This window comes from Allobosea sp. 2KB_26 (genome assembly GCF_052115715.1).
GTDB lineage: Bacteria > Pseudomonadota > Alphaproteobacteria > Rhizobiales > Beijerinckiaceae > Allobosea.
Genome location: NZ_JBFRHE010000003.1, coordinates 269,345 through 293,757, shown reverse-complemented (window position 1 = coordinate 293,757; position 24,413 = coordinate 269,345). Strand labels below are relative to the sequence as shown.

The following is a 24,413-nucleotide window of genomic DNA, read 5'->3' as shown; positions in this document are numbered from 1 at the left end:
CTCCCCATGCAGTTCCCGTCATCGCGGAAGCTGCGCTGAACCTCCCTCAAGTCGCTGGCATGAAAGATGAAATCGAGTCGGTGATGCGGGTTCTCCGATCAGTCGACTCGATATGATTAACTTGATAATTAACTTGTTATGTGACATCGGGGCCGGGTTTGCGGAGTGGCCCTGATCGCGATGACCGCTCCGTAGGAATTGCTGGGAGAATTGGAATGCTCGGATATCTGCGTAACAAATGGACCTTGGCTGCAGGCTGCGTGCTGGCTGCCGTGACGGTGGCTTCTGCCGAGAATGGCGACACGCAGAAGTCGATCAAGGCACGCGGGCTGCTCAATTGCGGCGTGTCCAGCGGCGTGCAGACCGGCATGAGCACGCTCGACAGCGCCGCGAAATGGAACGGTTTCGAGGTCGATTTCTGCCGTGCCGTCGCCGCCGCCGTGCTCGGCGATGCCGAGAAGATCAAGTTCGTGCCGCTCGAGATCAAGACGGCTTTCGCGACGCTCCAGTCCGGCGGCATCGATCTGCTGGCGCGCACCGCCACGCACACCTTTGTCCGCGATATCGAGCTGAACGTCGCCTGGCCCGGCGCCTATCTCTATGACAGCCAGGGCTTCCTGGCGAAGAAGTCGCTTGGCGTCAAAAGCGCCAAGGAATTGGATGGCGCCTCGATCTGCGTCTCCGCCGGCTCCAATTACGAGCTGAACCTCGCCGATTATTTCCGCAAGAACGGCCTGAAATTCACCCCGGTCGCCGCCAATTCGCGCGACCAGAACGAGAAGAACCTCGAGACCGGGCGCTGCGACGTCTATGCGAATGTTCTGAGCGCCCTGGCCGGAGCCGTGTCGAAGCTCGGAAAGCCGGATGACTGGGTCGTCCTGCCCGAACTGATCTCGATGGAGCCGATCGGTCCCGTCGTGCGCAAGGACGACAGCCGCTTCCGCGATATCGTCGGCTGGACGCTCAACGCGCTCATCGCCGCCGAGGAGCTGGAGATCACCCAGGCCAATGTCGAGAAGCTGAAGGCGAGCTCGACCTCGCCGGAGGTCCAGCGTCTGCTCGGCGTGACCGGTGATTTCGGCGTCAAGCTCGGGCTGGGCAATGACTGGGCGCTCAACGCGATCAAGGCCGTCGGCAATTACGGCGAGATGTTCGAGCGCAATCTCGGTAACAAGAGCCCGATCAAGCTTGAGCGCGGCCTCAACAACCTTTGGAACAACAAGGGCCTGATGTCGTCGCCGCTGCTCCGCTGAGCGAAAGGCACGAGGCCGGCGCCAGCCGCCGGCCTCGATCCCCCGTCCACAAGCAGGCTAGCCGGATAATGACCACCATTCCTGCCGTCCGATCATCTCAGCGTATTGCGTTGCCGGGACGCCGCCGCGTCATGGGCTGGGTCTTCCAGGCGCTGCTCGTGGTCGCGCTGGCCTGGGTGGCCCATGTCGCCATCGGAAACCTCTACGACAATCTCGCGGCCCGCGGGCTCAAGCTCGGCTTCGACTTCCTCTGGCAGGAAGCGGGCTTCGAGATCGCGTTCCACCTGGTCCCCTATACGTCGAGCGACAATTACTGGCGGGTCTTCCTGGTCGGCATCACCAACACGCTGCTGGTGACGGCGGTTGCCATCGTGTTCTCGACGATCCTGGGCTTCACGATCGGCATTGCGCAGCTCTCGGGCAACTGGGCCGTGTCGCGCGCCGCGCGCATCTATGTCGAGATCGTCCGCAACCTGCCGCAGCTGCTGCATATCCTGATCTGGTACAATGTCGCGCTCCGCGCCTTGCCGGCCCCGCGTGTCGCCGTCGGTATCGGCGACATGGTCTATCTCTCGAACCGCGGCGTTTTCCTGCCGGCACTGACGAGCGATCGCCCGGGACTCCTGGTCATCGCCATCCTCATCGCTGTTATTGCCGCGCTCGCCCTGTTCCGCAGCCTGACCTCCTATGCCGAGCGCACGGGGCGCGCGGTGAACGCCTGGCTGCCGTCGCTGGCCGTCCTCGTGCTCCTGCCGGTCCTCGCTGTTGTGCTGACAGGCACGCAGGTCTCGGTTTCCCTGCCGCAGCTGAAAGGATTCAACTTCATCGGTGGCTGGGCCCTGGTGCCGGAGCTGACGGCACTCGTCTTCGCCATGGCGATCTACAATGCCGCCTTCATCGGCGAGCTGGTGCGCGCCAGCATCGAGGCCGTGAGCAAGGGCCAGCGCGAAGCAGCGGCTGCGCTTGGCTTCGGCTGGTGGTGGACGCTGCGCCTCATCGTGATCCCGCAGGCGGTGCGCGTCCTGCTGCCGCCCCTGTCGAACCAGTATCTCAACATCCTCAAGGGCTCCTCGCTCGCGGTTGCGATCGGCTATCCCGACCTGGTCGGCGTCTTCACCGGCATCAGCATCAACCAGACCGGCCGCGCCATCGAGATCGTCGGCATGACCATGGCCGTCTATCTCGCGATCAGCCTGCTGATCGGCGCGCTGATCAACCTGTTCAACCACATGACCAGGATCGTCGAACGGTGACCGAAGCCGCCCTCATCTCCGATACACCGCGCCGCCCGACCGCCATGGCCAGCGCGCCTGCCCGGATCGCGCTCTGGCTTCGCCGGCGCATCTTCGCCTCCTGGCGCGACGCGTTGCTGTCGCTCGTGGTCGTCCTCATCCTCGGGGCGATCGCCTGGACCATCCTGCCCTGGGCGCTGTTCAAGGCGACCTGGAGCGCTGCGAGCCGGGCCGATTGCGCGCCGGGCGGTGCCTGCTGGGGCTTCGTTGCCGCCAAGGCCTCGCAGTTGATCTACGGCTTCTATCCGCCGGCGGAACGCTGGCGCCCGGATACCGTCTTTGCCCTGCTGATCGCCGGCCTGACCTGGCTGATGGTGCCCCGCATTCCCGGCAAGGGCTATGCCGGCCTGTTCATGATGGTGGTCCTGCCGGTCGTCACCTTCGTCCTGCTGCATGGCGGGGTCGCCGGCTTGCCAGTGGTGCCCAGCGACAAATGGGGCGGGCTCCTGCTCACGCTGATCCTTGCCGTCTCGGGCATCAGCTTCTCTTTGCCCTTCGGCGCGCTCTTCGCGCTCGGGCGGCGCAGCCGGATGCCGCTGGTCCGCTGGCTCTGCATCGGCTTCATCGAATTCTGCCGCGGCGTTCCCTTCATCACGGTGCTGTTCATGGCCATCGTGATGCTGCCCTTCTTCCTGCCTTCGGGCATGAAGCCCGATCCGCTCGCGCTCGCCGTGGTCGGCATCATCTTCTACGAGGCCGCCTACATGGCCGAGGTGGTGCGCGGGGGCCTGCAGGCGCTGCCCAAGGGGCAGTACGAGGCGGCCATGGCGCTCGGCTTCGGCTACTGGCGCACGATGCTCTACATCATCCTGCCCCAGGCGATCCGGAAGGTCGTGCCCGGCATCGTCAATACCACCATCTCGCTGCTCAAGAACACGACGCTCGTGATGGTCGTCGGACTGTTCGACCTGCTCAACATCGTCTCCGCCGGCGTTGCGGACCCGCTCTGGGTCGGCTCGCAGGCCGAGGGTTACTTCGTCGTCGGGCTGGTCTTCTGGCTCATGAGCTTCGGGCTGTCCTGCTACAGCCGCGCCATCGAGGGCGGCTTCGCACGGGCCGACCGGGCCTGATCGCATCGGATATCGCAATCATGGAAAATCCCATCATCCGGCTCGAGAACGTCGATAAATGGTTCTCGCAGTTCCATGTCCTGCGCGGCATCGATTTTGCGGTGAAGCAGGGCGAACGCATCGTGGTCTGCGGCCCGTCGGGCTCGGGCAAGTCGACGATGATCCGCTGCATCAATGGCCTCGAACACTATGAAGGCGGCAGGATCACCGTCGGCGGCGAGCTCGTGTCTCAGGGCGACGACAATATCGAGAAGATCCGGCAGCGCGTCGGCATGGTCTTCCAGTCGTTCAACCTGTTCCCGCATCTGTCGATCCTCGACAACCTGACGCTCGGCCCGATCAAGCTCAGGCGCCTGCCACGCGCGGCGGCAGAGGCCCAGGCCATGGAGCTGCTCGAACGCGTCCATATCGGCCATCAGGCCCGCAAGTTCCCGAACCAGCTCTCGGGCGGCCAGCAGCAGCGCGTCGCCATCGCCAGGGCGCTCGCCATGGAGCCGGACGTCATGCTCTTCGACGAGCCGACCTCGGCGCTCGACCCCGAGATGGTCAAGGAGGTTCTGGATGTGATGATCGAGCTCGCCGGCACCGGCATGACGATGATCTGCGTCACCCATGAAATGGGTTTCGCGCGCGCCGTCGCCGATCGCGTCGTCTTCATGGACAACGGCGCTATCGCCGAGGTCGGGACGCCGGACGCCTTCTTCTCCGCGCCGCGAACCGAGCGCGCCCGCCAGTTCATCCAGCAGGTCATTCACTAACCGGCCGGCCCAGCCGCAGCCATCATTCCAGTCCGGAGCCTGATCCCGTGAGCACGACGCCTTCTGCCGCCTATCCCTATCGCCTCCGCATTCCCGGGCCGATCTCGATCCCCGAGCGCGTGCGCAGTGCCACCGCGCTGCCGATCGTCAACCATCGCGGCGCTCAGATGCGCGTCGTGCTGGGCGAGATCCAGAGCCTGATCAAGCCGCTCTTCGGCACGCAGGCGCCGGTCCTGGTCTTCGGCAGCTCCGGAACCGGCGTGATGGAGGCGAGCCTCGTCAATATTCTCGCTCCCGGCGAGAAAGTGCTGGCTCTGGTCCACGGCCAGTTCAGCGAGCGCTATGCGCAGATCGCGCGGGCGCTTGGTGCAGAGGTCGACGTGATCGAGAGTGAATGGGGGCATGCGCCGACCCCGGCGCGGGTCGCAGCCGAGCTCGACAAAGCCGATTATCGTGCCGTGATCGCAGTCCATAACGAGAGCTCGACCGGCGCGGTGACCGATCTTGCCGGCATCGGCGCGCTCCTGCGCGAGCGCGAGACGCTGTTCCTGGTCGACTCGATCAGCGGGCTCGGCGGCATGGAACTGCGGCAGGACGAGTGGGGCGTCGACATCGTCGTCACCGGCTCGCAGAAGGCGTTGATGTGCCCGCCCGGCCTCGGTCTCGCCAGCGTCAGCGACAAGGCCCGCAAGGTCATCGAGCGGGCCGATCGCTGCCCGCGCTTCTACTGGGACATGCGCAAGGCGCTCGCCGTCGTCGACAACCAGGAGACCGCCTTCACCTGTCCGGTCTCGCTGCTCTTCGGCCTGCACGAGGCGCTGAAGATGATTCACGAGGAGGGACTGCCGGAGGTCTTCGCGCGGCACGCGCGGCTGTCGAGCGCGCTCCGCGCCGGCTGCGTCGCGCTCGGTCTGCCGGCTTTCGGCGATCCTGCCGTGGCCTCCCAGACCGTTGTCGTCGCGTCGGTGCCCGAGCCCCTGACGGGCGGGGCGATCGTCAAGCATCTCAACGAGACCTACAACACGATGATCGCCGGCGCGCGCAACAGGCTGAGCGGCAAGGTCATCCGCATCGGCACGATGGGCCAGATCAGCGAAGCCGACATCCTGACCGACCTGCATTATCTCGAACGCACGCTTGTTGCGCTCGGTCACCCCGTCCCCTCAGTCGGTGCCGGCATCACTGCCGCCGCTGCCGCCCTCCGCTAATCCAGCAACGGATCGTCCCCATGCCTCATATCTGGGTCGAGTATTCGACCAATCTCGAAGCCAGCGTCGACGTGCCCGTGCTGCTGAAGACCGTGCAGGATGCCCTGATCGGCGACGGTAGCATCTTCCCCTTCGCCGGGGCACGCACCCGCGGCGTGCCCGTCGCGAACCATCTCATCGTGGACGGTCACCCCGACAATGCCTTCGTGCATGTGCTGCTGCGGATCGCTGCCGGGCGCTCCGAGGCCGACCGGAAGACGGCGGGCAGCCGGGTGTTCGAGGCGGTCAAAGCGCTGCTCGCCCCGGTCAGCGCATCGCGGCCCCTCGGCATTTCCGTGCAGATGGAAGAGGCCGACGAGACGGTCAATTTCAAGACGAGCAATTACCGCGAGTATTTGAAGCAGCGCGGTATTCCAGAGAAGATCTCGGCCTGAAACAGGCGACGAGAGCATGCTGCGAAAAAGTGGCAACGGTTTCTCGCACCAAGCATGCTCCAAACTATGAGAGTCGATCACGCTGCGTTTGGACGATTTCGTCCAAACGCAGCGTGATCTAGGCCGGTCTGCCGATGGGGTTGACCGGGCCATTCCTGGCAGTGGGAGGATTGATGAGCGACGCGACGCCCGCCGAGGGCCTGGACCTGCCTGCCGAGACCGGGCAGCCGGCAGCGCGCGTGCGCCTGCGCCATTTCTCGAAATCCCTGCCGATGTCCCTTCTGCGGGCACGGGAAGCGGTGATGCGCCATTTCCGTGCCAGCCTTCGGCATTTCGGCATGACGGAGCAACAGTGGCGCGTTCTGCGCGCCCTGACGGCCGTGAACACGATCGAGGTCACGGCGCTAGCGGAGGACACGTTCCTGCTGCCCCCCAGTCTTTCGCGCATCCTGAAGGACCTCGACGAGCGCGGGCTCATCCTGCGCCGTACCTCGCAGGCCGATCTGCGCCGTGGGCTCGTCTCGATTTCGCCGCTGGGTCTTGAGTTGATCGAGCGGGCCGGCGTCGAGTCCGAGGCGATCTATCGCGAGATCACGGGACGTTACGGCAGCGAGCGTCTTGCCGAATTGCAAAGCCTGCTTCGGCAGCTCGAAGATTGCCTGGACGGCCTGGACAGCGGCGGATCCCACGGCGCAACCCGCCGACCGGGATAAGGCCGGGGACTCCCGATCCCCGCAGCGGCGTCAGCCTCCGAGCGGCGGACCGGAATGCGGCCGACGGGGACGCTCGTTTGAGGGGTTCGTCCCTTTGCCGTTGAACTGTCGGTGGTCCGCCAATACGCGCTCGATCACCTGCCATGATTTCCCCGCATCGCGTTGGTTCCGATTATGGCCGGCAACCGTGATCAGCGCTTTCCACAGGGCCCAGCCTCGGGCGCGGGCCCAGGTGTCGTCGTCGAGAGAAAGCGCGGCGCGGAACATGTCGCGGCTCGCTCCGGAGAACTCCGTCCACGCAATCGCGAGGTCGCAGGCCGGGTCGCCGACGGCAGAGCTCCCGAAATCGATCACGGCAGCGAGCGTGCCGTTCCTGATGAGCAGGTTGCCAAGGGCGATATCGCCATGGACCCAGACAGGCGGGCCGCGCCACTGCGAACTGAGTGCGGTTGCCCAGACGCTCTCAGCCGCAGCGATATCGCGGGTGCACCCAAGCGCTGAAAGCGCGGCCCGGGTCTCGGCATCGTAGACCGCCAGGCTGCCGCCGCGATGAAAATTATGCTGCCCTGCCACCGGCCCGCCAGTGGCGTCGATGCGCTGAAGGGCGACGAGAAAGCCGGCAAGCGCATGGGCGAACTGGGGCAGATCGGCAATCCGGTTGGTCGCGGCTGGCTCGCCGCCAAGCCAGCGATAGACGGACCACGACCACGGATAGGCCTCCGCCGGTGCGCCCAGGGCAAGCGGCACGGGGATCGGCAATGGCAGGTGAGGCGCCAGCTTTGGCAACCAGCGGTGCTCCTTCTCGACCTGAGGCGCATAGGCAGCCCCACTCGGCAGGCGAACCGACATCTCATCACCCAGGCGAAAGGTCCGATTGTCCCAGCCGCCCGGCTCGATCGGCTCAATGGGGAGGTCAGCCCATGCGGGGAATTGCGCGGCGATCAATCGTCGAACAAGTCCCGCATCGATGGGGATACAGAGCTTATGGTCCTGCTGCGCCATGGCTCTTGCTTACCGTCTGCACCAGGGGCTTTCCAGTCCGCCGCGACGGTACAAATGCCTGCAAGGAGAGGGGGGCGGGAGCAAACCTGTTTCAGCCGGGCTTGCCGGCTTCGACGGTGAGTTCGACGGCTCCGATGCCTTCCAGTTCGAAACTGTAGGTTTCCGTCTCGGTCGGGAAGCGGGTGGTGACCAGGCTGCCGGTCATGACGACATCGCCGGCACGCAGGCTCCGGCCCTTCGCTGCGAGCGCGTTGGCAAGCCAGGCCAGCGGCGAGAAGGGGTGGCCGAGCACGTCCCGTCCGTGGCCGCGGTCGATCTCGACGCCATTGCGGTGAACCACGCCGCTGACCGCATCCAGCGCGGGCCATGCACTGCGGAACTCGGAGAGGACGATGCCGCCGTTCCAGGAATTGTCGGCGACGAGCGAGAGCACGTCGAGCTCGGCATAGTCGGCGGCGCGGTCATCGACGATCTCGATTGCGGCTGAGACGCCGCCGACATGGGCCGCGATCGTTTCGGGCGTGAAAGCGGGACTGCCGACGGGAAGATCGTTTGCCAGGCGCACGGCGATCTCGAATTCGAGACCGATCCGCCCATAGCCGGAGATTGCGACCTTCGCGCCGGAGTGGTGCAGCCGGTCGGCGAGGACGACCCCGGCGATCGGCTGGTCGATGCCGCACATCCTCTGCATGCGCTGCGAGGTCAGGCCGATCTTGTAGCCGATGCCTTCGCCGAAGCGGGTCTGCAGCAGCGAGACATAGCGATCCTGCACCCTGTAGGCGTCGTCCAGCGAAGCGATGCCGTTCGCCGCGGCGAAGGGGCGGAAGCGCACCTGTTCCTCGTGCTCGCGCATCAAGCGCTGCGCCAATCCATTCTCATCGATCATCTCGTTCTCCCCCCAGGCCGGTGGTTCTTCGAGCCCCGGCGTCAGATTCCCAGTTCTTCGCCACGGCCCTGCTAGATCACGCTGCGTTTGGACGAATTCGTCCAAACGCAGAAAACGTGATCGACTCTAATAGCTTAGAGCATGCTTGGTGCGAAAAACCGTTGCCACTTTTTCGCAGCATGCTCTAGGCCGCAGCCACGATCTCGGCAAAGCGCCGCACCGCCGGTGATATGCGCTCGGGCGCGGTATTGCCGAAGCCGAAGATGAAGCCCGTCGCATCCTGGCTCTGCAGCCGGTAGCGGGAGAGGGCCGGCACATCGATGCCGCGCTGCCGGGCCGCATCGGTGATCGCGCGATCGTCAAGCGGGCCGCGCGCATGCGCGGTCAGATGCAGCCCCGCCGTCACCTCGGGAATGACCAGCCGATCGCCAAGCGTCTCGCGCAGGGCTCCGACGAGGATGGCGGCCCGCTCGCGATACAGAAGCCGCATCCGCCTGACATGCCGGGCCAGCACGCCCCGGCCCATGATATCGGCCACCATCTGCTGCAGCGGCGGCGGCAGATAGCAGGAGAAGACCAGCTTGGCCCGGTAGAACAGCTCGACCAGATCGGGGGGCAGGACCAGATAGGTCAGGCCAAGCGACGGGGAGAAGATCCGGTTGATGTTGCCGATGAAGATGACGCGCTGATCGGTATCGAGCGACAGCAGGGAAGCCAGGGGCTGGCGGTTGATGCCGATCGGGCTGCTGTAATCATATTCGATCACCCAGGCATCTCTGGCGCGGGCCCAGGCCAGCAGCGAAAGCCGGCGTGCCATCGGCATCGTCGAGCCATAGGGAAACTGATTGGTCGGCGAGGCGATCACCATCCGGGCGGTCTCAGTCTCCGCGCTGAATCGATCGACGCAGAGCCCGTCATGATCCACCGGATGCGGCAGGACGCGGGCACCATTCGCCACAAGCGCCGCAACGCGGGTGGGATAGCCGGGATCCTCGACGATGACGCCGTCGCCGGGGTCGAGCAGAAGCTGCGCGAGAAGGATGAAGGCCTGCGTCGTGCTGGCGACGACGGCAATCTGCTCGGCCGCGCAGGGCACGCCCTCGTATTCGCCGAGATATTTCGCGATCTGCTGGCGCAGGGCCGGCAGGCCGAGGCGCTCGCTGAAGCTGAACTGGGGCCAGGGCTCCGAACCCCAGTATTCGGCGGTGCTGCGCCTGATGTCGCTGAACGGCAATTCGTCGAGCGCCGGGAGCAGGGGGCTGAGATCGTAGCCGAGTTCACGTTCGCTCGGGAGCGGCAGGCCCATCAGTGCGCTGCCGCGCCGGGCCAGGATGCGCGGCAGCCGCGGCGGCCCGGCCGGGGTTGGGGCGTCCAGGCGGCGGTGCAGATCCTCCGGCAGGTCGGTCTCGATATAGGTGCCCGCGCCGGTGCGGCCATGCGCATAGCCCTCGTTCTTCAGGCGCGCATAGGCGAGCACGATCGTCGAGCGGGAGACATCGAGCTCGTCCGAGAGTTTTCGCTGCGGCGGTAGGCGTGCGCCGCGGGGGATTGCGCCAGCCACGACCATCGCGCGCAGCTGTCCCGCAATCTGGTCGTAGAGCGGTTCCGGCCCGTCCCGTTCCAGCGCGATGGCATTCCAGAAGGGATAGTTGAAGGCCGAATTCATGTCCTGCTGCACCCTTCGCGAGGCCGAAAGCGTGCGCGTCGCCACCTCACCCTTCACCGGATCGAATTGAGCCGCCCGCATGCGGCAGGGTCAAGCGCCTCCTCGCAATTGGTCTGCGCCATTTGGAAAAATTGGTACTTGAGACGGCCAGGAGCGGCCGATACCGTCCCTGTCAATCGAGGTCGGACAGAGCCGATCCAGCAGTGAAACAGGGGAGGATCACGTGTCTCGACCGGAGGCGAAGACCGTCCTCACCGCGGACGTCATCCACAAGAGCTATGGCGACTTTCCCGTTCTCAAGGGCGTCAGCCTCGCGGCCCGCGAACGGGACGTGATCTGCATGATCGGCGCCAGCGGTTCGGGCAAGAGCACCTTCCTGCGCTGCATCAACCTGCTGGAAACGCCGGAATCCGGCACGATTTCCTTCGAGGGCGAGGAGATCAAGCTCCAGCGCAGCGGAGACCGCCCGCCGGTCCTGAACGCCAGGCAGATCAGCCGGATCCGCAGCCGGATGGGCATGGTGTTCCAGAGCTTCAACCTGTGGAGCCACCTGACCGTGCTTGAGAATGTCACCATCGCGCCGATCAAGGTTCTGGGCGTTGCGAAGGCCGAGGCGATCGAACGTGCCGAGGCCCTGCTGGCGAAGGTCGGGCTGTTCGACAAGCGCTATCACTACCCCGCCCATATTTCCGGCGGCCAGCAGCAGCGCTGCGCCATCGCCCGCGCCCTGGCGATGGAGCCCAAGCTGCTGCTCTTCGACGAGCCGACCTCGGCGCTCGACCCCGAGCTCGTCGGCGAGGTGCTGCGCGTCATGCGCGTTCTCGCGGAAGAGGGGCGGACCATGATCGTCGTGACCCATGAAATGGCGTTCGCCCGCGAGGTCTCGAACGAGGTGCTCTTCCTTCACGAGGGCAAGATCGAAGAGCGCAACAGCCCGGATCAGATCTTCGGCAACCCGACGTCGGAACGGTGCAGGCGCTTTCTGCAGCGCGTTCTTTGAGGAGAAGAACCATGAGAAAGACCGCTCTCGCCCTCCTGTCGGGCGCAGCGCTGCTGCTGGCCGGGTCCGCCTTCGCCCGCGAGGTGAAGATCGGCACCGACTGCACCAATCCACCCTTCAACTACCGCACCGCCAGCGGCGAACTGGCAGGTTTTGACGTCGATATCGCCCGTGAGATCGGCAAGCGCGAAGGTTTCGACCTCAAATTCGTCTGCCAGTCGCTCGATGGCGCGCTCCCGGCGCTGACAGCGCGCAAGTTCGATCTCATCCTGGCGAGCCTTTCGATCACCGAGGCGCGCCAGAAGAGCATCGATTTCAGCATTCCCTACCGCTCGTCGACCGGCCGGTTCGTCGGCCCGAAATCGTCCACGCTGGCGCCGGTCACCGCCGAGGGGCAGCCCAATCCCAAAGCCCTCGACGGCAAGGTCGTGGGTCTGATCCGCTCGAGCACCTATGACCGCTATTTCACCGAACTGTTCCCCGGCGTGCAGATCTCGCGCTACGAGAACTACGAGACCCTGCTCCTAGATCTAGTCTCCGGCCGCGTCGACCTGATCATGGCCGGGCCGATCAAGATGGAGGGCTTCTTCGAGGACGCCCAGGGCAAAAATTTCAAGTATATCGGCCCCGAACTCGAGAACATCAAGTATTTCGGGCCCGGTGTCGGCGTCGGCCTGCGCAAGAACGAGCCTGAATTGCTCGACAAGGTCAACAATGCGCTGAAGGGCATGTTCGCCGACGGCACCTTCAAGGCGATCAACCAGAAATACTGGAAGTTCACGGTGCTCCCCAGCGTCTGGACCCAATGACCTCCTCCGGGCGGCGCCCGCCGTCGCCCGGCACCGCCCGCGCGGCTGATAGGGCCCCGCGCGACCTCAGCCCCGACAGGACCGATCCATGACGGCAGACCTCTTCCAGGGCTGGGGAACGCAGCTCTTCTGGGGCACGATGGTTACGCTCCAGGTTGCGTTCCTGTCGCTGCTGGCGGGCCTCGCGATCGGCTTGGCGGTTGCGCTCGCCAAGCTCTCCTCGTCGCGGTTCCTGCGCGCGGCGGGTGATTTCTACACGACCTGCGTGCGCGGGACGCCCGAACTGCTCATCATCCTGCTGGTCTATTTCGGCAGCACGGTTGCGCTCTCGGCGATGCTGCGCTGGATCGCGGGACCGGAAGTCTATGTCGAGATCCCGGCGATGGCAGCCGGCGTGTTCGCGCTCAGCCTCGTCTTCGGTGCTTACGCGGCCGAGATCTTCCGGGGCGCCTTTCTCGCCATCCCGCCGGGGCAGATCGAAGCGGCGAAGGCCTTCGGAATGTCGCCGCTGACGCTGTTCGTCCATATCCGGATGCCGCTGATGTGGCGCTATGCCCTGCCGAGCCTCGGCAATATCTGGATCTCGCTGATCAAGAACACCTCGCTGATCTCGGTCGTCGGCCTCGAGGAGCTGATGCGTGTCAGCTATCTCGCCACCTCGGTGACGCGCAGCCCGTTCCATTTCTACCTGCTCGCGGCGGTCATCTATCTCACGCTGACCATCATCAATTCCCTCATCATCGAATGGCTCGAGACCCGCGCGAACCGCGGCGTGCGGAGGGTTTGATCGTGGATATCTCGCTCATGATCGAGAGCATCCCGCGCCTGCTCGAAGGCGCGGTCGTCACCCTGCAGCTCCTGCTGCTGACCGAGATCATCGGCTTCGTCTTCGCCCTGCCGCTCGGCATTCTCTACGCGAATGGCAGCAGGGGCGTGCGGGCGCCGATCTACTGCTTCGTCTATTTCTTTCGCGGCACGCCGCTGCTCGTCCAGATCTTCATCGTCTACTACGGGCTCGCGCAGTTCGAGTTCGTGCGTGAAAGCTTTCTCTGGCCGTATCTGCGCAAGCCCTTCATCTGCGCCCTGCTGGCCTGTGCCCTGCATTCCGCCGCCTATACCGCCAATATCCTGCGCGGGGCGATCCAGGCCGTGCCGGCCGGCGAGATCGAGGCGGCGCGCGCCTGCGGCATGTCGGCCTTCCAGGTCCAGCGGCTGATCGTGCTGCCGATTGCGCTGCGGCTGATGCTGCCGGCCTATAGCAACCAGGCCATTGGCATGCTCAAGGGCACGTCGCTCGCCAGCACGATCACGCTGATGGAACTGACCGGCGTGGCCAATACCATCGTGGCCGATACGTTCTCGCCCTATGAGATCTTCATCATGGCTGCGCTGATCTATCTCTCGATCACGCTCGTCATCACGCGTTGCTTCAAATTCGCCGAATACAGCCTCAGCAAACACCAACGCCCGCTCAAGAGCAGCGCAGCGATCCCCGGACAGGTCAGACATGCCGACTAGCGACATCAGGAATTTCATCGCCTTCGCCCAGGACCTGGTCGAGGCGAGCGGCGAGATCATCCGAGAGGCGGCAAGGCACAACAACGCCTTCATCTCCAAGGGCGACGACAGCCCGGTCACCGAGATCGACCGGCGCGCCGAGACCGAGATCCGCCGCCGCATCGAAGCGGCCTATCCCGGCCACGGCATCCTGGGCGAGGAGTTCGGTTCGCAGGGAATGGACGAGGACTATGTCTGGGTCATCGACCCGATCGACGGGACCAAGGCCTTCGTTGCCGGTATCCCGGTCTTCGGCACGCTCATCGCGCTGACCCATCGTGGCGTCCCGATCCTCGGCGTCATCGACCAGCCGATGACGCGGGAGCGCTGGATCGGAGCGGAGGGCTTTCCGACGACGCTCAACGGTGCGCGCGTCACGACCTCGGGTCGACGCGTTCTGTCGGAAGCGGTGATGTCGACGAGCAATATCGAGCTCTATGACGAGGGCAGCCTGCCGACATTCAAGGCCCTGCGCTCCTCCGTCCATTGGTGCGTCTATGGCGGCAGTTGCTATTCCTACGGGCGGCTGGCCTCCGGGGCGATCGACATCGCCATCGACCGCTTCGAGAACCCGCATGACTATCTCGCGCATGTCGCCGTCATCACCCATGCCGGCGGCGTCATGACGGATTGGCACGGCGCGCCGCTGACGATCCGCTCAGGCGGGCATTGCCTGGCCGCGGCAAACCCCACTCTCCACGCTGCCGCGCTGGGCAGGATCGCGCCCTCGCACCGAACCCTGCCGGCCGCCTGACGCGGCGAGCGATGCCGCATTCCAAACCGGTGTTCGGCCAGGCCTCACGCAGCCGCGCCGGGCGCAGCACTCACAATCCCCAGTCGAGACTTCGCCATGCATGACCGCACGTGTTCCAGGAGCCATATTGTCGCGTGCATGAAGGAGGCTGCCCGGATCGGCGGCGCTTCGCTGGCCGGGAATTTTGCCCGCCTCGCTGCCCTGCCGATCTTGGAGAAGGGGCCCTCGGATTTCGTCTCCGCCGCGGATATCGAATCCGAGCGGCTCATCATCGCGCATCTCGGGGACACGCTGCCCGATATCGCGGTGCTCGGCGAAGAGAGCGGCGCATCCCCAGGCGCCAGCGACGGTCGCAGGATCGTCATCGACCCCCTCGACGGCACCAATAATTTCCTGCACGGCATCCCGCAGTTTTCCGTGTCGCTCGCCCTGATGGAGGGCGACGAGGTGACGGCGGGGGTTACCTATCATCCGCTCAGCCACGACATGTTCTGGGCCGCGAAAGGCGAGGGCGCCTTTCTCGGCGACCAGCGCCTCACGGGCTCGAAGCGAAGCTCGCTCGCTCATGCCGTCGTCGGCACCTGTTTCCCCTATCATGGCAAGGGCGACACGGAGAAAGCCGCCCGTGAGATGGCGGCCATCATGCCGCAGGTTTCAGGGATCAGGAGCCCGGGCTCCGCTGCCCTCGAGATCGCCTATGTCGCGGAAGGGCGCTTCGACGGGTTCTGGACCTCGGGAGCCAAGCTCGATCTCTGGGACCTCGCTGCCGGCGTGATCATCGCCCGCGAAGCCGGCTGCATCGCAACCGAAATCGATGGCGAGGGCGACCCGCTGCATTGCCGAAGCCTCGTCGTCGCCCCACGCCAGTTTCACAGCCTGTTCATCGATATCTTCCGGACCGCTTCTGCCTCGAACGCTGCATGCCAGGCCCGCTCGCGATAGCGCGCTTGGTGCGCTCCTTGCGGGCTCAGAACTCGATCGACGCGCCAATGATCGGCCCGTGCTGGGTGACCTTCCACTGGAAGCCGCCGTCCCGGTAGTCCTGGTGCAGGACGCGATAGCCGGCGCGAACCATCGTCTTGTAACCCACGAGCGTGGTGCGGTAGCCGAGAAGCGCCTGGCCGTTGAGGCTTAGCCGCGAGCCGGCGCCGAAGCCGCCGACATCGCCTTCCATGAAGAGATTCCAGCGGTCGGTCAGATCGAGATTCACTCGCGCGCCCACGAACGGGTCGAGCCAGCTCTCGCTGTCGGAGACATGCAGCCCGGCGACCCGGATCCGGCCCGTCAGGCGCGTCCAGCGGGCGCCTGCCGTCGGCTCAAGGGCAAAGACGCGGGGTGTGCCGAACACCGTGTTGCCGCCAAGCTCGGACTGATAGACGCGATAGAAGACGCCGGCGCTGACCAGATAGGACTTCATGCCGGTGCCGATACTGAACGAGGCGATCTTCTCGTCGCTGGAGACATCGACATACTCGCCATTGACATAGGCGCCGAAGGCGCCGCGGCGGATTTCGAGATTGCCCATCAGCCCGAGGTCGAGATTCGTCAGGGTGTCGCGGAACGGAACGTCGACATGCCGGTGAATGCCGAGCACGGCAGCGTCGCCGTTCAGCGAGGCCGCCCAGAGATAGGGGCTGAGGGTGACCGACCAGTCGCTCTGGGCGAGGGGGGCGCCTGCCTGCGCAGTGTGGACGGGGGTGAGATCGGCTGCCGCAGCAGGCGCCGCTGCCGCGAACAGGGCCGCCGCGCCGATCATGGCTCTGGCCCGGCGGGAGCGATGCCGCTTGCCGAATGTCGTTGACGTCATGGTGCTATGGCCCCCCGGCCGTGGCGATATCGATGAGATGCGGATGAAGGCTGTATGCCCCGGCAACGCCGCCGGGCGACCATGGCCGCCGGCGCCTGCCCGGGCGCGATCAGCCCTGATCAGGGTTTGGCGAAGGGCAGGGCCGGAGGCGTCATTGCCGGCTCCAGCGCCGCACTGACGATCGTCTTCGCGTCGAGGTCGAAGCTCTTCAGGTCGATGCCGCGCAGGACCGGGTCCTCATAGGTCTTGACGTAGTAGACCCGGTTCACGAGGTCGGCCACCGTTGACCACTGCGTGTATTCCAGCGGCTCCTTGGGCTTGTCTCCCTGGCCCTGGTCTTCCAGTCTGATCCAGCCCTTCGGGATATCGAAATTATTGACGATATGCTCCGCCAGCCGGACGCTTTCCGGGCCGCTCGGCTTGCGTTCGACGGACAGCGTATAGCCGAGCGCCCGCAGGAAGCGCGATGGCGGCGTCGGATCTCCGGGAATGCCGAGCATGCCCGAGCCCTGGCCGAGCGGTGCGAAAGACTGCCCGCCGACCTTGAGCGGCGGCGCGTTGACCGGCGACAGCTTCACATAATTCCTGAGATTGGTGAGGTGCCAGTCGAAGGATGGCGCGTTGGTCATCACGCCGAGCGGGTTGTCATAGACCTTGAGCACGCCGTCGACCGGCTCGACCACCAGCGAGGCGCCGGATGCGTCATGTAAGGTGTAATGCACCGGCGGCGCTATCTTCATCGCGTCCTGCACGACATGGATGACGGCGATGTCCTTGATCGCCGCCTTGACCTCGGCAACGGTGGCGAAATTGGTCAGCGCCCAGGTCAGCACGTCCCAGGGAGCAAGCGACTTTGCGGGATCCGTCTTGGCGGGGTCGGCATAGCCGGCAAAATCCGGGAAATAGAGAATGCCGCCGGAAAGGCCTTTCTCGTTCATGCCGTCGACCAGGGCGGAGACGCCGAGCGCATTGAGCCCGACGGCCGCATATTTGCCGGTCCAGCTGATGGCCGGTTTTCCACCCGGGCCGGTCGAGGCCAGCTTGTAGTTGCGCGGGATCACCATCGCGCGCGACTCGAGCTGGAAGGCGAACTCCATGGTGCGGCCATAGACGGCGCCGTCATCGGTCGTCCGGATCAGGAAACTCGTGCAGGCGAGCACGGATTGGGGTGTCGCCAGCATCGCAGCGACCAGCGAGGCGATAGCGGCGCGCTTGACGTGGCGCCATGGGGACGATGCTCGAAGACGCATGGGTCCTCCTCTCGGGTTCGTTGGGTTCAGGAGAGGGCTCACCAGCTCATGCGGAAGCCGGCGCGTCCGCTGAGCTCGTAGCTGTCGGCGAACTGGGCGAGGCTCGTCCTGACCGAGGCCTCGCCATAGAGCGAGTAGCGGCCCCAATCGTATTTGGCGCCGAGGCCGAGCCCGCCCCAGAGCCGCTCCTCGGCGCTGCTGAAGCGCGCGCCGGAGACGCTGGCCGTGGTGCCGTCGAGGAATTCGTAGGAGAGATTGGCGATGCCGTAGAGCGTGGTGCTGACGAGCTGGCCGGCGCTGTCGCGCCAGCTGTTGCGGTAGTCCGCGGCGAGCCCGAGACGGCCCTTCAGGCTGTCGCCGTCACCCAGCGAGACGCGGGCGCCGAACGGGTCGGTGAAACTGTCGGCAGTGACCCTGGAATAGGTCAGCTGGGCCTGCGGGATCAGCGACCAGGCGCCGTTCAGCGCGATCCGCTGGCCGAGCTCCAGGCCGAAGGCATAGCCGAACCCGCCGGTGCCGTCGGCGAGCCGGCGCCCGAGCGTCGTCGAGCTGAGGTCGCTGTCGAACCAGCTCGCCTGGGCCTGGGCGTCGGCATAGAGCCCGCTCTGGCCATACCAGGTCAGCGTGCCGCCAAAGCCGGTGCCGCTGGTCGCGATCTTGCCGCGGCCGAAGACCGAGGCGATATCGGCCGTGGCCCCGCCGTGATGCGCGGTCAGGCCGCCGACCAGCGTGCCGGCGCCGTTGGCCAGAAGCTGTCCTTCGAGCCCGGCCTGGAGCCGCCAGCTGTCGATCTCGTAGGAGGTGCCGCTGGTCGAGAGCCTGGGCGTGATCCGGCTATGGGCGCCCTCGATCCGGGCCCAGATCGCCTGGCTCTCGGGCGTGCCTGCCGGGGCTGTACCGTCGCTGTGCATGCGGTCGCCGACGCGCTGGCGCAGCGTCGGCAGGCTGTTCAGGCTTTGCAGCACCTGGCCATAGGACTCGTAGACCGGCACGCCGGGCTGCAGGATCGGCACGGTGCGCGCCGGGCTGCCAACTGGCGCCGCCGCGGCTGCCGGCGGGACATAGGCCGAGCGCAGATACCAATCGCCGTCATTCGGCGTGCTGACGCCGTTCTGCTGCAGCGTATAGGCATAGGCGCCGGCGATCAGGGCCGGCTGACCCTGGAAGGCATAATCGCCATTGGCCAGGGTGAAGCTGCCATTCGAGGCGCCGCCGACATCGACGATTCTGATGCCCTCGACGGTCGGGGCGCCGCTGCCGCCCTGGTTCAGCACGGTGACCCGCGTCGTGCCCGCGCTGCTGCCGGTGATGACCAGCCTGTCGGCGGGCGAGGCATCGCCGCCGAGCACCGTCTCGATCTCGAGCCGGCCGCCATTGCCGACATAGTTGCCGTTGATCGTCAGCGTGCCGATCGAGTTGCCCGGCGCGATGGTCCCACCGGCCGCGTTGGTCGTGGAGCCGACCGTGCCGATGCCCTGCAGCCGGCCGCCCTGCGCCGCGAGCGTGCCGCCGAGGACACCATTCACCGAGAGCGCGCCGGCCTGGACCGTCGTCACGCCGCTGAAGGTCGAGTTGTCGCCATTCAGGCGCGTCGTGCCCGGGCCGCTCTGGTTGATGGTGCCATTGCCGGTGAATGGCAGCTCGAAGACGTAGTTGCTGTTGTTGTGGTTGAAGTTCAGAGCGCCCGTGCCGCCGGCGAAGGCGATGGAGGCGACATCGAGCGTGCCGGCGGCCACAGCCGGTCCGCCGACCGCACCGCCGATATTGATCGTCCCACCCTTGTTGATGGTTAGGACGCGTGAAGGCGCGACTGCGACAAAGCCAAAGGTGCCGCCCTCGGCAACGGTGATGATGCCGGTTCCGTTGGTGCCGAAGGTCAGCGCGTTGACGCGATGCTCCGAACCGGCGCCCGAGATCAGGATATTGGCGGTCTTTCCGCTGAGATGGCCGATCGACATGTTGCCGTTCTGCATCACGCCGCCATCGAGGATCGTGAGCGAGACATCCCCGAAATAACCGACTGTGCTTTGCCAGCGTGACCCGGCGCCGGAGATCAGGATCGTGGCGCTTCCCGAGCCGGGGCCGGAAATGCCGGCGCCCATGGCAATCTGCCCGCCATGGATGATCGCGCCGCCGTCGAGGATATTGTAGGTGGCGTTGCCATGGAGCGAGCTGATGGCGGATTGGGTTCTGAACTCCGACCCCGCGCCGATGATGTTCACCGTCGCCTGTGTGCCCGCCACGTTCGCGACGCCGATGTTTCCGGTGGTGTTCTGGAATATGCCACCCTTTTTAACCGTCATCGTGACGCCGGCCACCGAACCGATGACGCCGGCGGTGTTCGCCGTCGTGAGCCTCGATCCGGGCCCGCTGATGGTCAGGCCGGCATTGGCGCCGGTCAGGGACAGCGCGCCGCTGTTCGTGACCGTGCCGCCGTCACGGATGTGCAGCGTGCCTCCGGAAATTGTCGTGCCCGCATAGCTGCTCGTGCCCGTCAGGGTCAGCGTGCCGTCGCCCGCCTTGACGACGCCGCCGCCCCCGGTGATGGCGCCCGCCTGCGTTGCGCTTGCTCCCGCGCCCACGGTCAGTGTCGAGGGAGCCGTGACGCCAGTGCCGCGCACCTCTCCATCGGCATAGGTGTAGCTCTGGGCCTGCACCTGCGCCGACGCCAGGCAGGCGATCGCGAGCGACAACGCCGAGACGCCTGTGCTGAGCGTACGAGACCTGGATGAAGGCGGGCGTCTCGTCGAAAGACGGGTCGAATCGATAGGCATAGGCCACTCCAGAACCGGAGGCCTCATCCCCCGGAGCGCGCTGCGATATGAGAGGCCATGCCGTAAGGTGCCGAAGGCGGCGCACGCAGCCGAAAAGGCTGCGCAACATGCCCCCCAGCAGTGCCGCCGCGCTGCCAGGATCGCATATTCGCGAGCACCCGCCTGTAGCGCCGTGTCTCATTTGTGATGACGCTGCGTCTCAATCGTCCCGCCGTCGCCCGTCCTGGGACGGCCTATGTCCCTGCGTCGGCGGCATTGGTCCCACCAGGCAAATCACCCTAGGAGTGATGGGCAGGTTCCGAACGTGCGGGGCAAGTTCCGATCTTGGCGGGGGAGAGCGAGCGATGCGGCAGGCCCGGGGGGCGACTGCTCCGGTGGCGGCGGAAGAGCTCGTCCTGTCGACCGACATGGTCGAGCCTGACCTGCGCAGCGATCTCTGGCGCGAGATCTCCCGCCCGTTCTTCGAGACGACGGCGCATCCAGACGATCGCGGAGCTGTGCTCGAGGGCTCGATCCGCTCGCGGGCGCTTGGCGCGCTGCTGATCGGTCCGACCAGCTTCAACCAGCAGCAATATAGCCGGGACCGGCGCAGCATCCTGCAAGGCGGACTGGATCAGTATTTCGTCCAGCTCTTCGTCGCCGGCACGCTCGATGCCGATTGCGAGGGGGAGGCGATATCGGTCGGCCCCGGCGATATCTGCGTGTTTGACCTCGCCCGGACCTTCAGGAGCAGAGTCCGGACCGGCTCCACGCTGTCGCTGGTCCTGCCGCGGGAGCGGGTCGACCGGGTGGCGGGCGGCCGCAACCTGCATGGCCTGGTGCTCAGGACCGGAGATCCGATCACGCGCCTCCTGAGCGACTTCATCGTCAGCCTGTCCCATGTCTCGCCCGCGATGAGCGACGACGACCTGCGGGCGATCGAGGAGTCGGCGATCTTCCTCATCGCCTCGGGCCTCGCGCGTCACGCGCCGGGGATCGCTCTACAGGATCCCGCGCTCGGAAACGTCCTGCGTCAGCGCATGCTGGCCTTCATCGATGCCAATCTCTCGGACCCCGGCCTCAGCCCGGCCGTGCTGACCTCTCGCTTCCGGGTTTCGCGCGCTCATCTCTACCGGATGTTCTCCGGCGATGGCGGTGTCGCCACGGTTATCCGCGAGAGGCGGCTGGACGCGTCGTTTCGGGAGCTGGCCAGCCCCGCCGGACCATCACGCTCGATCACGCAGATCGCGCATGAGCAGGGCTTCTCCAACAGCGCCCAGTTTCACCGTGCCTTTCGGGCGCGCTTCGGAATGGCCCCGGGTGAAGCCCGTGACGCAGCAGCTGCACGCCCCTTCGCCGATCAGCGCCTCCAGCATGTGCAGGTTCATTTCGATAAATATGCGCAGCAGCTCGGGGCGGGCCTCCTGCCGAAATAATCTCTCACTTCCCCTGGTGAATCATCCGCCAGATCGCCTGTGGGGTTGCCGGCATGTCGACATGCCGCACGCCATAGGGCGAGAGCGCATCGACGAGCGCGTTCATCACCGAGGGCAGCGAGCCCGCGCATCCGGCCTCGCCGCAGCCCTTCGCGCCGACGGGATTGGTCGCGGTCGGGCTGCCCTGGCTGGCGAATGAGAAGAAGGGCAGGTCGGCTGCGCGCGGCATCGCGTAGTCCATATAGGACCCTGTCATGAGCTGGCCGGCCTCGTCATAGGCCGTCATCTCGTAGAGCGCCTGGCCGATGCCCTGCGCGACGCCGCCATGCAGCTGCCCGGCCACGATCAACGGGTTCACGATCGTGCCGAAATCATTGACCATGACATAGCTGACCACCGCGACCTCTCCGGTCTCAGGATCGATCTCGACCTCGGCGACGTGACAGCCATTGGGATAGGCCGATGGCGCCGCCTTGAAGACATGGTCGACATCCAGGCTCTGGGGCAGATCCTTGGGCAGGCCGGCTGTTGTCCGCACCCGTTCCGCGAGCTCCATGACGCCGATCGCGCGGTCGGTCCCGGCGATCGTGAACTGGCCACGGCCGAATTCGATATCGGCGACGCCGGCTTCCAGAAAATGGGCGGCCAGGAGCTTGCCCTTCTCGATGACGCGATCGCCCGCCTCCATGATGGCCGAGCCGCTCGCCATGATCGACTTGGAGCCGCCGGTGCCGCCGCCCGCGATCAGCCGATCGCTGTCGCCCTGGACGAGGCGGATCTTGTCGAAGGGCACGCCGAGCTTGCTCGTCAGCACCTGGGCGAAGGGTGTCCAGTGGCCCTGTCCGTAATCGAGCGTGCCGGTGACGATGGTCACGCTGCCGTCCGCCTCGAAATGCAGACCGCCCATTTCGTTGGTCGGAGGCGCGGTGACTTCGAGGTAACAGCCGATGCCGCGGCCGCGGAGCTTGCCGGCCTTGCGGCTCTGGCGCTGCCGCGCCCTATACCCCTTCCAGTCGGCCGCCTTGAGCGCCTCCGCGAATAGGGCGGGGAAATCGCCGCTGTCATAGAGCGTCCCGACCGGCGTCGCCCAGGGCAGCTGCTGCGGAGCGACCAGGTTGCGCCGCCGCAGGACGGTCTTGTCGATCCCCATTTCCACGGCGGCAGCATCGATCAACCGCTCCATGAAGTAATTGCCTTCGGGCCGGCCGGCGCCGCGATAGGCGCCGATCGGCGCCGTGTTGGTGACGACGCATTTGGTCTGCACCTCGACGAGCGGCGTGCGGTACATGCCGATGCTGTTCTTGCCGATATTCGTCGTCGCCATCATCGGCCCGACAGGCGAGAGATAGCCACCCATGTTGCCGATGCCGCTGAAGCGCGTCGCCAGGAACCGGCCGCGCGCATCGAGCGCCAGCTCGGCCTCGAAGACCATGTCGCGGCCATGATAGTCCGAGACGAAACTCTCGGAGCGCTGATCGGTCCATTTGACCGGCTTCTTCAGGAGGCGGGCCGCATGCAGCAGCACGACATATTCGGGGAAGACCGAGGATTTCATCCCGAAGGAGCCGCCGACATGCCCCGTGATCAGCCGCATCCGCTCCGCCGGCACGCCCATCGCCGCGGCCAGGTTGTTGCGCATCCCGAACGCGCCCTGGCTCGGCGCATGCAGCGTGTAGCGCTTGGTCTTGCGGTCAAAAGTTCCGACCGCCGCACGCGGCTCGATCGGGTTCACGACGATGCGGCTGTTGACGATGCGCAGCTTCGTGACATGGGCGGCGCTGGCAAAGGCCGCGGCGACCTTGTCGGCATCGCCGAAATGATAGTCGAGCACCACATTGCCGGGCACGTCGTCATAGAGCTGCGGGGCATCCGGCTTGAGCGCATCCTCGCCGGCCGTGACCGCGGGCAGGATCTCGATATCGAGCAGCACGGCCTCGGCGGCATCGCGCGCCTGAACGGCGGTGCGGGCCACGACCATCGCGATGGGGTCGCCGACGAAGCGGACCTTGTCGGCCGCCAAGGCGTTGCGGGCGGGCTTCCTGATCGGGCTGCCGTCCCGATTGGGATGCTCGACAACGCATTTCAGCAAGCCGTAGCCTTGGCCCGCGAGATCCTCACCCCGATAGATCGCGACGACGCCCTTCATCGCTTCGGCCTGCGAGACATCGATGCCGCGGATGACGCCATGCGCGTGCGGGCTGCGGACGAAGGCGGCGTAGAGCTGCCCCTCCAGCGAGACATCATCGGTATAGCGCCCCTCGCCACGCACGAGGGCGGGATCCTCGTTGCGCGGGACGGGCTGGCCGACCTCGAATTGCATCGTCGAAAGCTCCGCTGAGGGCGTGTGCATATTCATCAGGAGATACCATGAGTGACGTGCGAGCCAACCGGCAGGCGACGCCTGTAGACTGACCGAAAACGGCCGCGCCCGCCCTGCAGATGTCGCATAGGCGCTATCCCCAGGCGGCGCAGGCCGCAACGTCAGCCGGTCGGAGGCAGGTTCCGGTTCTGGGCGCGGTCCGGATGATGCGGTTGGCTCGGCGAAGGCAGGCGCCCGGATCAGTTCACAGCGATGCCTGCGGCCGTGGAAACGTCCGAGCCATTCCTGCCGCTCAATGATGGTCGTCGTGCCTGTTGGCGACTTCTGATGAAGGCTCAGCCAAATATATACCAAACTGCGAAGATCATCCCCGCGACATAGCCCGCGAAGTACAGAACTCCTTCGACGAGTCGGCGTCGCCAAGGCGGCATTGTCGCGCGCCGCT

Annotated in this window: 21 protein-coding genes; 14 read left to right on the top strand and 7 right to left on the bottom strand. The window is 65.8% G+C overall.

Going from position 1 to position 24,413, the window contains the following annotated elements; genetic code table 11:
- Window positions 1–215: 215 nt before the first annotated feature.
- The 7 genes from AB4099_RS12125 to hpaR all read left to right on the top strand — a co-directional run bounded on the left by AB4099_RS12125 (window position 216) and on the right by hpaR (window position 6,728).
- Complete coding sequence (locus AB4099_RS12125) at window positions 216–1,253, top strand: amino acid ABC transporter substrate-binding protein (RefSeq protein ID WP_113516399.1); 1,038 nt, start codon at window positions 216–218, stop codon at window positions 1,251–1,253.
- A 68-nt stretch (window positions 1,254–1,321) separates the two neighbouring features.
- Window positions 1,322–2,506 carry an amino acid ABC transporter permease gene (locus AB4099_RS12120; RefSeq protein ID WP_441478273.1) on the top strand — a complete coding sequence of 395 codons (1,185 nt, stop codon included), beginning with the start codon at window positions 1,322–1,324 and terminating at the stop codon, window positions 2,504–2,506.
- On the top strand, window positions 2,503–3,615 hold the full coding sequence (locus AB4099_RS12115) for an amino acid ABC transporter permease (protein ID WP_441478272.1): 1,113 nt from the start codon (window positions 2,503–2,505) through the stop codon (window positions 3,613–3,615). Before AB4099_RS12120 ends, AB4099_RS12115 begins: the two co-directional genes overlap by 4 nt.
- Before the next feature lie 20 nt (window positions 3,616–3,635).
- Complete coding sequence (locus AB4099_RS12110) at window positions 3,636–4,373, top strand: amino acid ABC transporter ATP-binding protein (RefSeq protein ID WP_441478271.1); 738 nt, start codon at window positions 3,636–3,638, stop codon at window positions 4,371–4,373.
- 47 nt (window positions 4,374–4,420) lie between these two features.
- Complete coding sequence (locus AB4099_RS12105) at window positions 4,421–5,581, top strand: pyridoxal-phosphate-dependent aminotransferase family protein (protein WP_441478270.1); 1,161 nt, start codon at window positions 4,421–4,423, stop codon at window positions 5,579–5,581.
- A 20-nt stretch (window positions 5,582–5,601) separates the two neighbouring features.
- A complete protein-coding gene (locus AB4099_RS12100; RefSeq protein WP_113516395.1) occupies window positions 5,602–6,015 on the top strand; it encodes a 5-carboxymethyl-2-hydroxymuconate Delta-isomerase in 414 nt (137 codons plus the stop codon).
- Window positions 6,016–6,188: 173 nt separating this feature from the next.
- Window positions 6,189–6,728, top strand: coding sequence for a homoprotocatechuate degradation operon regulator HpaR (hpaR, locus tag AB4099_RS12095; protein WP_113516481.1), 540 nt, complete (start codon window positions 6,189–6,191; stop codon window positions 6,726–6,728).
- Between the two features lie 30 nt (window positions 6,729–6,758).
- Here the strand turns inward: hpaR and AB4099_RS12090 are convergent, their stop codons facing one another.
- The 3 genes from AB4099_RS12090 to pdxR all read right to left on the bottom strand — a co-directional run bounded on the left by AB4099_RS12090 (window position 6,759) and on the right by pdxR (window position 10,363).
- On the bottom strand, window positions 6,759–7,730 hold the full coding sequence (locus AB4099_RS12090) for an aminoglycoside phosphotransferase family protein (RefSeq protein ID WP_441478269.1): 972 nt from the start codon (window positions 7,728–7,730) through the stop codon (window positions 6,759–6,761).
- 91 nt (window positions 7,731–7,821) lie between these two features.
- Entirely contained in the window at window positions 7,822–8,616 is a 795-nt protein-coding gene (locus tag AB4099_RS12085) for a 2-keto-4-pentenoate hydratase (protein ID WP_441478268.1), read from the bottom strand.
- 184 nt (window positions 8,617–8,800) lie between these two features.
- Entirely contained in the window at window positions 8,801–10,363 is a 1,563-nt protein-coding gene (gene pdxR, locus AB4099_RS12080; protein ID WP_441478267.1) for a MocR-like pyridoxine biosynthesis transcription factor PdxR, read from the bottom strand.
- 142 nt (window positions 10,364–10,505) lie between these two features.
- On the opposite strand from pdxR, the gene AB4099_RS12075 reads away from it, so the two are divergent.
- From AB4099_RS12075 to AB4099_RS12050, 6 genes are all read left to right on the top strand, one after another.
- Complete coding sequence (locus AB4099_RS12075) at window positions 10,506–11,282, top strand: ABC transporter ATP-binding protein (RefSeq protein WP_113516391.1); 777 nt, start codon at window positions 10,506–10,508, stop codon at window positions 11,280–11,282.
- Window positions 11,283–11,293: 11 nt separating this feature from the next.
- A complete protein-coding gene (locus tag AB4099_RS12070) occupies window positions 11,294–12,091 on the top strand; it encodes a transporter substrate-binding domain-containing protein (protein ID WP_113516390.1) in 798 nt (265 codons plus the stop codon).
- Window positions 12,092–12,179: 88 nt separating this feature from the next.
- Entirely contained in the window at window positions 12,180–12,878 is a 699-nt protein-coding gene (locus AB4099_RS12065; protein WP_113516389.1) for an ABC transporter permease, read from the top strand.
- 2 nt (window positions 12,879–12,880) lie between these two features.
- On the top strand, window positions 12,881–13,609 hold the full coding sequence (locus tag AB4099_RS12060) for an ABC transporter permease (protein WP_113516388.1): 729 nt from the start codon (window positions 12,881–12,883) through the stop codon (window positions 13,607–13,609).
- On the top strand, window positions 13,599–14,402 hold the full coding sequence (locus tag AB4099_RS12055) for an inositol monophosphatase family protein (protein ID WP_441478266.1): 804 nt from the start codon (window positions 13,599–13,601) through the stop codon (window positions 14,400–14,402). The genes AB4099_RS12060 and AB4099_RS12055 overlap by 11 nt, the downstream gene beginning before the upstream one ends.
- Window positions 14,403–14,498: 96 nt before the next feature.
- Window positions 14,499–15,344: an inositol monophosphatase family protein gene (locus AB4099_RS12050; RefSeq protein WP_441478265.1), complete on the top strand. Its 846-nt coding sequence runs from the start codon at window positions 14,499–14,501 to the stop codon at window positions 15,342–15,344.
- 25 nt (window positions 15,345–15,369) lie between these two features.
- Here AB4099_RS12050 and AB4099_RS12045 read toward each other — a convergent pair whose 3' ends face one another.
- The 3 genes from AB4099_RS12045 to AB4099_RS12035 form a co-directional block, all read right to left on the bottom strand.
- A complete protein-coding gene (locus AB4099_RS12045) occupies window positions 15,370–16,209 on the bottom strand; it encodes a porin family protein (protein ID WP_441478264.1) in 840 nt (279 codons plus the stop codon).
- Between the two features lie 119 nt (window positions 16,210–16,328).
- Window positions 16,329–17,459 (bottom strand): linear amide C-N hydrolase, encoded by a 1,131-nt coding sequence (locus tag AB4099_RS12040; protein ID WP_441478263.1) that lies wholly within the window; start codon window positions 17,457–17,459, stop codon window positions 16,329–16,331.
- Window positions 17,460–17,497: 38 nt separating this feature from the next.
- Window positions 17,498–20,152, bottom strand: a complete 2,655-nt coding sequence (locus tag AB4099_RS12035) for an autotransporter family protein (RefSeq protein ID WP_441478262.1) — start codon at window positions 20,150–20,152, stop codon at window positions 17,498–17,500.
- A gap of 425 nt (window positions 20,153–20,577) precedes the next feature.
- Between AB4099_RS12035 and AB4099_RS12030 the strand changes: the two genes are divergently transcribed.
- Window positions 20,578–21,648 (top strand): helix-turn-helix domain-containing protein, encoded by a 1,071-nt coding sequence (locus AB4099_RS12030; protein WP_441478261.1) that lies wholly within the window; start codon window positions 20,578–20,580, stop codon window positions 21,646–21,648.
- A gap of 4 nt (window positions 21,649–21,652) precedes the next feature.
- Here the strand turns inward: AB4099_RS12030 and AB4099_RS12025 are convergent, their stop codons facing one another.
- On the bottom strand, window positions 21,653–24,004 hold the full coding sequence (locus AB4099_RS12025) for a xanthine dehydrogenase family protein molybdopterin-binding subunit (RefSeq protein ID WP_441478260.1): 2,352 nt from the start codon (window positions 24,002–24,004) through the stop codon (window positions 21,653–21,655).
- Between the last annotated feature and the right edge of the window lie 409 nt (window positions 24,005–24,413).